This is a genomic window from Aquimarina ulvae, from assembly GCF_053613295.3.
The window spans coordinates 448,996-462,586 of record NZ_JBSIBP030000004.1; the positions used below are offsets into that span (position 1 = coordinate 448,996).

The window sequence follows — 13,591 nt, forward strand, 5'->3', positions numbered from 1 at the left end:
TAGCAACATTTACCATCTAAAGAAGTCATTCTGATCATGAAGTTAAAAGCAGAAAACTTAATAAAGTCCTATAAAGGTCGAAAAGTAGTAAAAGGGATTTCCTTGGAAGTAAATCAGGGAGAAATTGTTGGTTTATTAGGACCGAATGGTGCCGGTAAGACGACTTCTTTTTATATGATTGTGGGGCTAGTGAAACCTAACGGTGGAAAAATCTCACTTGACACTACAGATATCACTAAATTTCCGATGTACAAAAGGGCTCAGAATGGTATTGGCTATTTAGCGCAAGAGGCTTCTGTTTTTAGAAAATTAAGCATTGAAGATAATATATTAAGTGTTTTGCAGTTGACTAAACTTTCCAAAAAAGAACAACTACATAAAATGGAATCTCTGATAGAGGAATTTGGTTTAGGACATATCAGAAAAAACCGTGGAGACCTTCTAAGTGGTGGAGAAAGACGACGTACAGAAATTGCGAGAGCATTAGCTACTGATCCTAATTTTATTCTTCTTGATGAGCCTTTTGCCGGAGTTGACCCCGTAGCTGTAGAAGATATCCAGCGAATTGTAGCTCAGTTAAAAAACAAAAATATCGGTATCTTGATTACAGATCATAATGTACAAGAAACCCTTGCTATTACAGATAGAACCTATCTTATGTTTGAAGGCAGCATTCTTAAAGCGGGAATTCCAGAAGAATTAGCAGAAGATGAAATGGTACGAAAAGTATATCTGGGTCAAAATTTTGAGCTTAGGAAAAAGAAATTAGATTTTTAGATCTAGTTTCTCTTAATCATTTAAAATTTTTGGTGTACATTTTTCTATGCTAAATTCTGAATGATTAAAAATAACATCGGTTTTACGCACTTGTAACTGTACTAATAATCCTTTTGAATTTATAGGTTTATTTTGGTCGAAAATAAAATTTCCTATACTGTAATAAATTGGTTTTAGTTTATACAACTCTACTGTCTGAATTGTATGAGGATGGTGTCCAATAATACCATCAGCACCAGCATCAATTAACAAATATGCTTGTTGCTTTTGATACGTTAGTGGAACCACAGTATGTTCTGCTCCCCAATGCAGCTGAACTATGACTACCGAATTGGGTTCTTTACTTTTTAACTCCATAATCTTATCAGAAATAGTATCAAAAGAATCTTCGCAAACACAGGGTTTGTTTTCTAAAAAAGTCCAATTTTCCGAGGGAATCTGAAGAGAAGAAAACACATAAACATTCCTTGGAGTGGTAGCAACTAATTTGGGTTGACAAGCTTTTTGCGTATTCTCTCCATATCCTAAGGCAATCAAACCATTGTTTATTATATTTTTATTTGTATCCACGAGACCGTTTCTACCCTGATCCATTGCATGATTATTAGCCATATTAAGATGTGTTATTCCATGATCTTTTAATGACTTTAACCAGGATGGTTCTGCTCTAAAAATAAATTTTTTATTAATCGGCTCCTTTATTTCAGTAGCCGGGCATTCTAAATTTGCTATAACAATATCATTTTTTTGAAAAACTGAATCTATTGATGAATGAAACAGACTATTCATTCCCAAATGCTCAATACGATTCCGCACACCCCTATCCAACAATAAATCACCAACAAAAACAACACTGATTTCATCAGTTTTTCCTCCACCGATATTGCAAGAGGAAGCTACTATTAAAAAGATTATCAAACAAAAAATAAACGTACCTAATCGATATTGATACATCAAAAAATATCTTATTTCTGTTAACATCCTGAACTATAGAATATTTTTTCATTTGTTTTAGGAACTGGTATTGGTATAATAATATCTTTCATCCAAGTCGGTATTCCAGTTGCTTCATTATTTTCTAGCATTTCCTGCCATTCTTCGTCTGTTAAACGATTGCCCATTGGTAAATAAAATTCATGATATCCAAACACCGCCCCTTTAGTTATATATAAATATCCTTCAATTTCTACTACTGCATATATATCATTTACATTACCTGTTGCGACATGTAAGATTCCTTTATCTGGATTGTTATCGCCATTAGCTGTATAGATATCCGCCACAACCGCAACAGATTTATCCGCACCTTTTACATTATGCCAACCATCGAGATATTGATCTTTTTGCTTAACTAAATCCAACGTTAACCATTCGAATGTACTCCCAATTATTTCTATCTGACCATATTCTTGAACAGATAACTTTTTACCAGCAAGTTCTTTTGTACTGGCGGATAACAAAAACTCTGCATTTTCTCTTAAACCTGTTGTAATTCTAGAAATATTCGAATTAAATAGTTTATTTCTTTCTAAAACAGATTTGGTAAGATCTATTAATTCGATTACCGTATTCCAATACCCAACATTAGGTTCTACATACCCAACCGTATATGGGCTAGGTACCTCTTCTCCAGATCCGCACTCAGCTGCCATAGGTTGTTCTGCATAAAGAATAGAATCATGTTTGAGTTCTGCCCAAGATGCTAGTGAAGCATTTAAGTTTTTCTTATCCCATTCGGTGGTCTGCATAAAATACGGATAACTATCATTAGGCTTTTGCAACTCTAATAAACTTTGTATCCATTTGGTATATAGAGTTTCATTCCAGTCTAAGCCCTTCATTTCTTGCTGCATATCAGAAAGTAACTCCGGATACTTGCTCCATTTCTCCCCTTCTTTAAGTTCATTTAATAATAAGTTTTCTGCTGATGCACTCCCAAAAGCAGCCATGACATCTAGACCTTGAGGATAAGGACGTTTAGACACTTTACTTTTTAAATCTACCAAATTCTGAAGAACATCATTATCTGATAAATATCTTTGTGGAATAAAGTTGATTTTAATTTCACAACTTCCGCCACCTGATCTTATTTTATCTTTGATTTCTGCCATTTTTTTCACTTCATCCTTCATGCTTTCAATAACAGTAGTATTTTGTGAAATTTCTTCTATAGACAGCTCTTCCTTTTCAATTAAATCTACTAAATCCAAAAAAGACACATTGTCTGGCTGACCTATTATAAAATTAATAGGCTCCATTATTGCTTTGTACTTCTGTAATGTTTCTTTCTTAAAATTCGGACTATCCCCTAAAACAGAAGCATTAACCAAAGCTCTTTTAAATTGCAAATCATTATTGAGGCAAAAAGGTGCAGATTGCAACCACATCATAGCACTAAAATATCGTTTTAACGTTTCTGTACGAGTATAATGTCCTCTAGGTTTAAATAGGCTATAAGGAAAATTAACCTCTTCAAATTCTAAAAACTTAGAAGTACTATCCTCTGCTCCTTTAATTGAAATCAATTCATTTTCATAATGCTCCTCATACCCCAAAGGCACTTCAATTTTTTTGTTAGTCAAAATAGTATAGGCTATAGCATAATAGGTATGATTAAATTTTGCAATTTCCTTTATTGACTCATTAGATGTAGTGTTTGCAATCTCTTGCATATCCTCTACCATAGACTCACAAATCTGTGATAGTATAGGAATAAATTGTTCTTCTTCTATTTGCCTAAGTATATAACCAAAATACATATGAAACAATTGCATATACATATCGGTAGTTACAAAATTTGGGAACTCAGCATAATCATTTTGTTCATACAAATGAAATAATTGAATATTACTATTAGGAACTATAGCAAACCCATTCTGACTTAACATACTCATTAACTCAGGTGCAGGGTCATTTAATTGAAAAAGGTTTACAACATTGTTAATGTTCGCCAATTGTCTATTCCCTTTTTTTACTAAATTCTTTGATTTCAACGCTTCTTCTCTCTTCTTTAATTTGTCAATAAAGATTGTTTCTTTGTTAGAATACGAAATAGGTGTTATATCCTTTCCTCCTTCTTCCGCCCAATATCGGTTTTCCATTCTTTCATTATACCAACTCGTAGCACCAAAAGTATACCTCAGATCCCCTTTCATAAAGCAATACCCTTGTCTAGCAGCAAAACTATTTCGTAAAATTCTGATTTCATAAAGACTAAACGAAGAAATATCCATTTCTAAATTAACATCATCTCCCAACTGTTCTATATCCAATTTTCCATTTATCAGCACAGGATTCTCTACATTCTCAACAACCTCATCCTCATTATTAGTTACTTCTACGATATCTGGAGAAACATCAGATTGTTTTTTATCTTCGGATTTTTTATCAGCTCCGCAAGCTATCAGAAACAAAAAGAAACTAGCAAATAGTATTAGTCTGTTCATAATTCTTTTAATTTATATGTTTTCGTTTTTAAGTATGCGTATTGCGGTTACACTATCAATTTCTCGATGGATATATCTTTTAAACTCTAAGCCAAATCTACGCCATTTATATTCCGCTATTAATACCTTTCCACTCTTTTCTTTTTCTACGCTTCTAATGAAACTACCTTCTTTATTTTTTATAAAATTAAAGTCTACCAAAGGTTTACCCAATCTGGAACCTAACCATAGTGGACGGACATAACCATCATAATTTTTAAAAATAAAAAGCCTTTTTCTTTTTATGGAATCAAATCGAGTTGTTTTAATAACTCCAACCAATATGTCATTAGATCCATTTTCATCTACATCTCCTATCATATATTGATACACAGGATATTTTAGCTCCCAAGTATCAATTAAAGAATCTGATTTGATTTGTATATAAAACAATGAATCATGTTTTTTGACTAAAGTAACACTGCTATTGTGTTCTGCGGTTTTATTTCTAGCTTTACTAGAACAGCAAAACATAAAAGATATTCCAACTGTAAAAAACAGTAATCTGTAAATATTTTTCATTTACTTAATTAATTGTTCTGCGCAACATCTCTCTCTTTAAAAATTAAAGACATCAAAACATACAACAAGATAACACAAGGTATTGCGGTAAACTGAAGTAATACAAACAAAACAATTGTAAGCAATAAGAAAATATATCTGACTTTATTTTCAGCAAACCCCCAAGTTTTAAATTTAAGAGCAAACAGTCGAATTTCGGCATTTAGTATATAACAACTTACCAAAGTTAAGCCAATCAAAAACCATTGATTTAAAATAATATCCGACATCCAAGAATACGTCTGATATCTAATAATTAATGGTAAACTTAAAATCAACAGCGCATTTGCAGGAGTCGGTAAACCTATAAATGAAGTAGTCTGACGTGTATCAATATTAAATTTAGCCAATCGATATGCAGAGGCCAATGTTATTAGCAAACCCATTGCAGGAATATACTCATTATCATATGCCTGATATTTAAAAACGTTATCTAAAGAAGTATCGCAGGCTTTTGCCAACAATTGACACATTACTATGCCTGGCACTAATCCACTGGTCACCATATCCGCCAGAGAATCTAATTGTAGCCCTAATTCACTTTGCACATTCAATATTCTCGCTGCAAAACCATCAAAAAAATCAAAACCAATACCAACTGCAACAAAAAGTGCTGCCAATTCTAATTGATCACCAACTGCAAAGATTACTGCAATACATCCACTAAATAGATTGAGAAGTGTAATAATATTAGGAATTTGCCTTTTAAGTCGCATACGATTCGATTTTTTTTGTAAAAGTAACAAACTATTTCCGTCTATTAACTAGGGCTGCACAATATGAAATCATAAATAAAGTTTATCATGTTGAAAAATAGTAAGATATTTGTCAAAAATTGCTTGGATTGAAAAGAATTGTAATTGTTTTATTCTTTCTAGCTGTATCTCTTTCTTCGGCGCAGACTAGAAAATATTCTAATGAATTTCTAAACATTGGTGTTGATGCTGGTGCTTTGGGCATGGCTAATGCTGTAGTTGCTTCATCTGGTGATGTCAATTCGGGATACTGGAATCCAGCAGGTTTGATTCATTTAGAAGATAATCAGGCTTCTTTTATGCACGCTGCTTATTTTGCGAATATTGCGAATTATGATTACTTAGCTTTTGCGATGCCTTTAGATGAAAAAAGCGCTATTGCTCTTTCCTTAATTCGTTTTGGAGTAGATGATATTTTAGACACAACCAGTCTTGTAGATGCTGATGGTAATATTGATTATACTAGGATCAATTTATTCTCTGCCGCAGATTATGCTTTTACATTTTCTTATTCTAGAAAATTGCCAATAGAAGGGTTGAGCTATGGTGCTAATGCAAAGGTAATACGCAGAGTCATTGGTGATTTTGCCTCTTCTTGGGGATTTGGTTTTGACGCAGCGTTACAATACCAAAAAAATAACTGGCAATTCGGAATTATGGCTCGAGACATCACTACAACCTTTAATGCTTGGAATGTAGAAGATTTTGCTATCGGTGATCTAAACGGTGATGGAATCCCTGATGAAGATCAAATACCACAAATTAGAGATCAGGAATTACCCGAAACCACAGAAATTACTATTCCCAAATTACAATTCGGAGCTGCTAGGAAATTTAACCTAGGCAAAAAATTCAGTCTAAATACCGAGTTAGATATGAATGTACGTTTTGCAGAGACTAATGATATCATTTCGTCATCTGCTATAAGCATCACTCCTGCTTTTGGTTTTGAATTGGATTATGCCAAGATTGTATATGTACGAGGTGGTGTTGGTAATTTTCAGAATATCGAGCAGTTTGATGGATCTGATAATGTAGGGTTTCAACCAAACTTTGGCGTAGGGTTTCAATACAAAGGCATACAGGTAGATTATGCGCTAACGGATATAGGTGACCAGAGTGCTGCTATCTACTCTAATGTTTTTTCCATAAAAGTGGATTGGAGTATTTTCAGGTAATCATCAAACAATCGTAACATTTTTTTAGCTTTGGTTTTAAGTTTTGTAACGAAATAGAACTATTTTCGTTATTAAGACAGATCACTCTTTATGAAGAATATTTTACTTGTCATAGTATCGGGTTTATTACTTGCAATCGGCTGGCCTACATATGGCTTCCCTTTATTTCTTTTTTTTGGTTTCATTCCGCTATTAGTCACGGAACATAAAATACGCCATTACCAATACCATAAAAGCCTGGTATTCGGATTATCATTCCTTACATTTTTTGTCTGGAATATGATTACTACCTGGTGGATATACAACTCTACTCCATTTGGCATGTGGTTTGCCGAGATAGTAAACAGTTTATTAATGGCATTGGTATTTCTTATATATCATACAATTGCCAAAAGAGTATCCTTTACCATCAGTGCCGTTTTTTTAGTCTGTATATGGATGAGTTTTGAATACCTACACTTACAATGGCAGTTTTCCTGGCCCTGGCTTAATTTAGGCAATGGATTTGCCAACTTCACTTCCTGGGTGCAGTGGTATGAATATACTGGAACCTTTGGAGGAACCCTATGGATATGGGTTGTAAATATCGGAATATTCAGAAGTATATTACTTTTTAATAAACACAAAGACAAATCAATCCTATATCGGTCAGCGATTAGAAATGGGCTGATTATTAGTATTCCGATTTTAATTTCATTAGTTATCCTGAAAACTTATAAAGAGGAAGGTCAAGATATAGAGGTCGTAATTCTGCAACCAAATATAAACCCGTACACAGAGAAATACAATACTACTGATGACCGAGTTGGCGCTTTATTAAGTTCACTGACAGCAACAGAGATTACGGACAAAACAGACTTTATCATAGCGCCAGAAACCGTTTTTGCAGATAACAATAGGTTGAAAAATTTTCAGAGTTCTATTGCTAAAAAAACAGCTAGTAATATTTTGAATGGGTATCCCAACGCTAATTTCTTATCAGGCATTTCGTTACTAGATGTTTTTAAAGATCCCTCAAAAGTACATTCGCAAACTAATGAACATAAGAGTGGTGTTTTTTACAATGACTATAACTCGGCATTTTTAGTAAGACCAGATGGTACCGATGAACTTTATCATAAAAGTAAATTAGTGGTTGGTGTTGAGAATTTTCCTTATCAGAGTGTTTTTAAACCCATCGTTGGTGATGCTATGATCGATTTAGGTGGTACAGTCGCCAAAAAGACAACACAACCAGATCGTGAGGTTTTTTTTACAAAAGATAATATTGGTGCAGGACCTATTATATGCTACGAAAGTGTATATGGTGAATTTGTAACAGGTTATGTAAGAAATGATGCAGATTTTCTTGCAATCATCACGAATGACGCCTGGTGGGGAGTTACCCAAGGTCATAAACAGCATCTTGCATATGCAAAACTTAGAGCGATAGAAACTCGCCGAAGTATTGCCAGAAGTGCTAATACAGGAATTTCTGCTATCATCGATCAGACCGGAAATATAGTTTCATCTATTGATTACGAAGAACAAGGAGCTTTAAAAGGAATACTAAAAACGAATGATAAAATTACTTTTTATGTAAAAGCCGGAGATTATCTGGCTAGAGTTGCAATTTTTCTTATGATTTTTATTTTCCTGTTTTCAGTAACTAGGAGAAGAAAGAAATTTACTTCTTAAAAAGTAAATTTGATTTTCTAAACACCAAAGAAGAAAAGTACTATTCTTAACTTTTAATGATTTACTCTATACGTTTTATTACGATTGGTAATAACGGTACAACTAATTCTCAATCTTGTTACCCCTGATATTTGCAGCACTGGATCACCAGGTAATCCTCCATACTCCACAATATATCCTTGTGCAACATATGCACCTGTTCCACCTCCGATAGGCAAATCATTCCAAGAATTCTGAATACCAATACTATCGTCCGTTATATGTGCATAATTCTCTTGACCTGGTATTGCATCATCCGGGTTGTCATTAGGTTCATTATTGTTCCAAAACGCAAATTCACCGGGCGCTACGGTTCCATTTTCATCTCCGTTCCAGAATACAGTTCCAGCTTCTGGACCTGTTTCCCACCTCCACTCACCTTCTCCCGTACCAAAATTATCACTAGCTCCTATCCAACCTGTCCCTGTAATTTGATCTCCAGCGAAAGTTGCCTCAATAGTGCTGGTTAGTGTAGCCATATAACCCTGAAGTCCGAAAAATGTTCTTAACTGCGCTTCATCTCGTGCATCATCCCATTGGATTCCTAAAGAAGGAACAAACTCATAATAATGTCCAGTTTCTGGTAAGAACAAAGGAGATCCTAAAACTATAGAAAACTCTCTTACACCCATAACAACCGGAGGTGTAGACGAAAAAACGTAGCTAAAACTGCAGCTTCAAACTCGGCTAATGTAGCTGGACCGGTTAATATCAATCTTCCTTCTGTAACATCCCAACTATCCGTAATATTAGGATGGATACCCGTTAATGTCAATAAATCTGATCCATTTTGATATCCTGTAGAAATTTGAATTGTAAGTTGTTCTAAATTTGCATCGTCTGGATCTGTAATGGAAATTGTTTCTACTATTGGGACAGAATTTGAAGCATTAGCGCAAAAATATCTATCTCCCGTAACTGCTACCACCGGAGGATCATCTGGAAAAGTAGCTTCAATTTGTACATTATCTATAATCACAATGTCACCAGAATCTGTCCAATTAGCATTGGTATTAACAAATCTTATCGTAGTATTAGCTGAAATGTAAAGAGATATATTTTGACTAAAAGATCCTGTTTGTGTACCTCCAAAACTTGCTAATGTGGTAAATGTAGTTCCATCATCAGATACCTGAATTGATAACTCTTCATTTGCATCTAAAGATATAGTCTCCCAATCAAAGGACAAGGTTGCTAATGTGGCTCCAGCAATGTTAACACTTCTTGTAATAGTTTCTGTCCAAATCCAATTAAAGTCTAATTGATTTCCTAAAATAGCAATAAACCCTCCAGCCGGATTATCATTAACATCAAAAGGCTCAACCTCTACCCAATTTCCAGCCCAGTTAGAAGTTCCATCATTATTGGTATATGAAACCACACCAAATTCATCACGATAAGTCTCTTGAGCTATTAGAAAATGTGTATATAAAAAAATACTAATCGTAAGTAAAAATTTAATCATTGATATAATTACAGTTGAACTTAGGAAAATGAAATATACAAAAAATGTTTAATTCTTTTGAAAAGAAAGATTATAGCATTGGTAAAACCTTTAATAGAATCTATTTCTATTTATCTTTGCGTCAATTTTAAAATTAATAAGTGAATTACGTATCAGTAGAAAACATAGCCAAATCCTTTGGAGAACGCATCCTGTTCAAAAACATTTCTTTCGGCATTAACGAAGGTCAGAAAATAGGTTTTGTCGCAAAAAATGGAACCGGCAAAACATCTTTGCTCAATATCATTGCGGGAGATGAAGATCCTGATGAAGGACAGGTAGTTTATAGAAAAAACCTTAAAGTCGCTTTCTTACCTCAAGAACCTAATCTGGATCCTAACCTAACGATAGAACAAACTATTTTTGCGGCAGACAATGAAACGCTTCGCGTAATCAATACCTACGAAAAAGCATTACAAAACCCTGACGATACCGAGGCATATCAAAAGGCTTTTGAGCAAATGGACATTTTAAATGCCTGGGATTTTGAGACACAATACAAACAAATTCTTTTTAAACTGAAGCTTGAAAAGCTAGATAAAAAAGTAAGTCAACTTTCAGGAGGACAGAAAAAAAGACTGGCATTAGCCAATATTTTATTAAGCAGACCAGAACTTCTTTATCTCGATGAACCTACCAATCATCTGGATCTTGAAATGATCGAATGGCTTGAAGAATACTTTGCAAAAGAGAACTTCACTTTATTCATGGTAACCCACGATCGTTATTTTCTGGAAAATGTATGTAATGAAATTGTAGAGTTAGAAAACGGTAAACTATATAACTACAAGGGTAACTACGCTTATTATCTTCAGAATAAGGAAGCTAGAATTGCTAATGAAGAAATTGAAACAGGGAAGGCCAAACAACTCTATAAAAAGGAATTGGATTGGATGCGAAGACAGCCCAAAGCACGTACCACAAAATCAAAATCGCGAATCGATGATTTCTTTGAAATAAAAGAACGTGCACACCAACGAAGAAATGATCACGAAATACAATTAGAAATCAATATGGAACGTCTAGGAAGTAAAATTCTGGAAATCCATAAAGTTTCAAAAAGCTTTGAAAACCTTGCACTATTTGACAAATATGAATATGTATTCAAAAAAGGAGAACGTATAGGCATTATTGGTAAAAATGGAACCGGAAAATCTACATTTCTAAACATGATTACCGGAGCTATCCAACCGGATCAAGGAAAAATAGTAGTTGGTGATACCGTAAAATTTGGATATTATACACAGCGGGGAATCACAATTAAAGAAGGACAAAAAGTTATTGAAGTTATCAGGGAGTTTGGTGATTACATTCCTTTAAAAAAGGGAAGACAAATTTCTGCACAGCAATTACTAGAACGCTTTCTTTTTGACCGAAAAAAACAATATGATTTTGTTGAAAAACTAAGTGGTGGCGAAAGAAAACGTTTATACTTATGTACTGTTTTGATTCAAAACCCTAATTTTTTGATACTCGATGAACCTACAAACGATCTGGATATTGTTACCTTAAATGTTTTGGAAAACTTTTTACTAGACTTCCCGGGTTGTTTACTTGTTGTATCGCACGACCGTTATTTTATGGATAAAATAGTGGATCATTTATTCGTATTTAAAGGAAATGGTTTGATTGAAGATTTTCCGGGTAATTATTCTGATTATCGTTCTTACGAAAACAGTCGCGAACCAGAGAAAGCAAAGGTTCAAGACACAGAATCAAAGACAAAAAATTCCTGGAAAAAAGATCCCAACGCTACGCTATCTTATAATGAACAAAAAGAGTATAATCGTATTGAACGTGATCTGAAAAAATTAGAAATTCAGAAAAAAGAAGTTGAAGCACTTTTTAACAGTGGCGCATTAGAAGGAGACAAAATCAACGAAGAATCTGCTAAACTAAAAAAGATCATTGACGATATCGAAGAAAAAGAAATGCGCTGGCTAGAACTATCTGAGAAAATGGAATAACGAATATCTGTTTATCAGAAAATGCTATTTAAAATCATATCATATTTACGCTTTTTATTAAAATCCACCAATCAGCATGGAGTACATTCTCCTTTTGTTTATAATCTGGTGACTACTTGTTTTTACAATCGAAAACAGCGAGCTTCTTACCATTTAATTACATCCATTTATACCAAAAACAAAACTGTAATTAGTTTAAAAAACGCAAAACTTCTAAACAGATTGCTACCGTATCTTGATCATACGCAGCTATTGATCATGCACAATTCTTCTGATTTCATAAAACGAATTTTATCAGTTGACAACCCAATGATTTCAGTGTATTATACAATCGAAAATCAAAATCCGTTCGATTTCTTTTATATTAATATTATCAAATTCAAGAATGATGATAAACTACTAGAAACTATATTTTCTCTAGTTCAGAATGATTCTCTACTCCTACTTGACCAAATTCATACATCACAGTCAAACGAATCTATCTGGAAACAAATACAAAATGACCCAAGAAGCAAAGTAACCATTGATACCTATAACTTTGGCTTTGTGTTTTTTAGAAAAGAACAGGAAAAAGAACATTTCATTATTAGAATTTGACAATTCTTATTGCATATGGATCAAGTGCATTCTTTTACTCTTGTAGAAACCTTATCAACTATTTCTCACAAATAGCTGATCCTATGCTTTGTTTTAGAAGGTAAGGTTTCTGGAATTGTTTATAGATTTCATAACAGCCTCTACTGTAAGAGTTCATCTTCTTTATAAAATAGAGGCCATTTTGTTTTAAACTAGATGGTGCTTTAAAGTTAATGATAATCCAATAATATCATGTAAACAAAAAGTTACTTTTACTTGTAACAACTTGATCAATGATGCGTCATATAGGCTAAAATTGTATCTTACAGCTATAATTTAACACATCGCATGGAAAACGTAATTGACATTAAGGGTATCATTAGAAATTTTCAACTTGGTCAAGAGACTGTTTATGTTCTTAAGGGTATTGACCTGAAAATTAAAAGAGGGGATTATATTGCTATTATGGGACCTTCGGGATCGGGCAAATCCACTTTAATGAATCTTTTAGGTTGTTTAGACACTCCGACTGGCGGAACTTACGATCTAAATGGAAATGACGTTAGTAAAATGACAGATGATGAATTGGCCGAAATCAGAAATAAGGAAATTGGTTTTGTATTTCAAACATTTAATTTATTGCCTAGAACTACTGCCTTAGATAATGTTGCCTTGCCCATGGTCTATGCAGGAACTTCTAAAAAAGACAGACATGCAAGAGCCGAAGAAGTACTAACTGATGTAGGACTTGCGGATCGAATGGACCACAAACCCAATCAACTTTCTGGAGGTCAGCGACAAAGGGTTGCTGTAGGTCGTGCCTTAGTTAATAAGCCTTCTATCATACTGGCTGATGAACCAACTGGAAACCTAGATTCTAAAACATCTCTGGAGATCATGCAATTGTTTGACGATATCCACGCGGCTGGGAATACTGTGATTTTGGTAACTCACGAAGAAGAAGTAGCAGCGCATGCACATCGGGTAATTAGATTACGAGATGGAGTAATTGAGAGCGATGAAAGGAATCGATAGTTTGTGATTCAGAGATTAGTATGTAAAGTATTAATTC

12 protein-coding genes are annotated in these 13,591 nt (G+C 33.9%); 6 read left to right on the plus strand and 6 right to left on the minus strand.

Annotated features, from left to right (window positions below; all coding sequences use genetic code 11):
• Nucleotides 1-36 precede the first annotated feature (36 nt).
• Nucleotides 37-777 (plus strand): LPS export ABC transporter ATP-binding protein, encoded by a 741-nt coding sequence (gene lptB / locus ACWGOQ_RS11765; RefSeq protein ID WP_452058004.1) that lies wholly within the window; start codon nucleotides 37-39, stop codon nucleotides 775-777.
• Nucleotides 778-789: 12 nt separating this feature from the next.
• On the opposite strand, the gene ACWGOQ_RS11770 is transcribed toward lptB, so the two are convergent.
• Genes ACWGOQ_RS11770 through ACWGOQ_RS11785 form a run of 4 tightly spaced genes read right to left on the minus strand, consistent with a single transcriptional unit; the run spans nucleotide 790 to nucleotide 5,539 of the window.
• Nucleotides 790-1,758: a CapA family protein gene (locus ACWGOQ_RS11770; protein WP_452058003.1), complete on the minus strand. Its 969-nt coding sequence runs from the start codon at nucleotides 1,756-1,758 to the stop codon at nucleotides 790-792.
• Entirely contained in the window at nucleotides 1,752-4,223 is a 2,472-nt protein-coding gene (locus tag ACWGOQ_RS11775; protein WP_452058002.1) for a DUF3160 domain-containing protein, read from the minus strand. Before ACWGOQ_RS11775 ends, ACWGOQ_RS11770 begins: the two co-directional genes overlap by 7 nt.
• Before the next feature lie 12 nt (nucleotides 4,224-4,235).
• The gene (locus tag ACWGOQ_RS11780) at nucleotides 4,236-4,784 is read right to left on the minus strand and encodes a hypothetical protein (protein WP_452058001.1); all 549 of its coding nucleotides are present in this window, start codon (nucleotides 4,782-4,784) and stop codon (nucleotides 4,236-4,238) included.
• A gap of 8 nt (nucleotides 4,785-4,792) precedes the next feature.
• Nucleotides 4,793-5,539 (minus strand): CDP-alcohol phosphatidyltransferase family protein, encoded by a 747-nt coding sequence (locus tag ACWGOQ_RS11785; RefSeq protein WP_452058000.1) that lies wholly within the window; start codon nucleotides 5,537-5,539, stop codon nucleotides 4,793-4,795.
• A gap of 128 nt (nucleotides 5,540-5,667) precedes the next feature.
• Between ACWGOQ_RS11785 and ACWGOQ_RS11790 the strand changes: the two genes are divergently transcribed.
• Entirely contained in the window at nucleotides 5,668-6,756 is a 1,089-nt protein-coding gene (locus ACWGOQ_RS11790; RefSeq protein WP_452057999.1) for a putative type IX sorting system protein PorV2, read from the plus strand.
• A gap of 90 nt (nucleotides 6,757-6,846) precedes the next feature.
• Nucleotides 6,847-8,433, plus strand: a complete 1,587-nt coding sequence (gene lnt, locus ACWGOQ_RS11795; RefSeq protein ID WP_452057998.1) for an apolipoprotein N-acyltransferase — start codon at nucleotides 6,847-6,849, stop codon at nucleotides 8,431-8,433.
• A gap of 53 nt (nucleotides 8,434-8,486) precedes the next feature.
• Here lnt and ACWGOQ_RS11800 read toward each other — a convergent pair whose 3' ends face one another.
• Entirely contained in the window at nucleotides 8,487-9,104 is a 618-nt protein-coding gene (locus tag ACWGOQ_RS11800; RefSeq protein WP_452057997.1) for a C-type lectin-like domain-containing protein, read from the minus strand.
• Nucleotides 9,095-9,937 (minus strand): hypothetical protein, encoded by an 843-nt coding sequence (locus ACWGOQ_RS11805; protein WP_452057996.1) that lies wholly within the window; start codon nucleotides 9,935-9,937, stop codon nucleotides 9,095-9,097. Before ACWGOQ_RS11805 ends, ACWGOQ_RS11800 begins: the two co-directional genes overlap by 10 nt.
• 140 nt (nucleotides 9,938-10,077) lie before the next feature.
• Between ACWGOQ_RS11805 and ACWGOQ_RS11810 the strand changes: the two genes are divergently transcribed.
• From ACWGOQ_RS11810 to ACWGOQ_RS11820, 3 genes are all read left to right on the plus strand, one after another.
• Nucleotides 10,078-11,943 carry an ABC-F family ATP-binding cassette domain-containing protein gene (locus tag ACWGOQ_RS11810; RefSeq protein WP_452057995.1) on the plus strand — a complete coding sequence of 622 codons (1,866 nt, stop codon included), beginning with the start codon at nucleotides 10,078-10,080 and terminating at the stop codon, nucleotides 11,941-11,943.
• Between the two features lie 21 nt (nucleotides 11,944-11,964).
• Nucleotides 11,965-12,540, plus strand: a complete 576-nt coding sequence (locus tag ACWGOQ_RS11815; RefSeq protein WP_452057994.1) for a hypothetical protein — start codon at nucleotides 11,965-11,967, stop codon at nucleotides 12,538-12,540.
• Nucleotides 12,541-12,867: 327 nt separating this feature from the next.
• The gene (locus ACWGOQ_RS11820) at nucleotides 12,868-13,554 is read left to right on the plus strand and encodes an ABC transporter ATP-binding protein (RefSeq protein ID WP_452057993.1); all 687 of its coding nucleotides are present in this window, start codon (nucleotides 12,868-12,870) and stop codon (nucleotides 13,552-13,554) included.
• Nucleotides 13,555-13,591: the final 37 nt, after the last annotated feature.

Excerpts from the sequence above, each read along its gene's own strand:
- lptB (WP_452058004.1), top strand. The coding sequence starts at position 37 with ATGAAGTTAAAAGCAGAAAACTTAATAAAGTCCTATAAAGGTCGAAAA.
- ACWGOQ_RS11770 (WP_452058003.1), bottom strand. The coding sequence starts at position 1,758 with ATGTTAACAGAAATAAGATATTTTTTGATGTATCAATATCGATTAGGT.
- ACWGOQ_RS11775 (WP_452058002.1), bottom strand. The coding sequence starts at position 4,223 with ATGAACAGACTAATACTATTTGCTAGTTTCTTTTTGTTTCTGATAGCT.
- ACWGOQ_RS11780 (WP_452058001.1), bottom strand. The coding sequence starts at position 4,784 with ATGAAAAATATTTACAGATTACTGTTTTTTACAGTTGGAATATCTTTT.
- ACWGOQ_RS11785 (WP_452058000.1), bottom strand. The coding sequence starts at position 5,539 with ATGCGACTTAAAAGGCAAATTCCTAATATTATTACACTTCTCAATCTA.
- lnt (WP_452057998.1), top strand. The coding sequence starts at position 6,847 with ATGAAGAATATTTTACTTGTCATAGTATCGGGTTTATTACTTGCAATC.
- ACWGOQ_RS11800 (WP_452057997.1), bottom strand. The coding sequence starts at position 9,104 with ATGGGTGTAAGAGAGTTTTCTATAGTTTTAGGATCTCCTTTGTTCTTA.
- ACWGOQ_RS11805 (WP_452057996.1), bottom strand. The coding sequence starts at position 9,937 with ATGATTAAATTTTTACTTACGATTAGTATTTTTTTATATACACATTTT.
- ACWGOQ_RS11815 (WP_452057994.1), top strand. The coding sequence starts at position 11,965 with ATGCTATTTAAAATCATATCATATTTACGCTTTTTATTAAAATCCACC.
- ACWGOQ_RS11820 (WP_452057993.1), top strand. The coding sequence starts at position 12,868 with ATGGAAAACGTAATTGACATTAAGGGTATCATTAGAAATTTTCAACTT.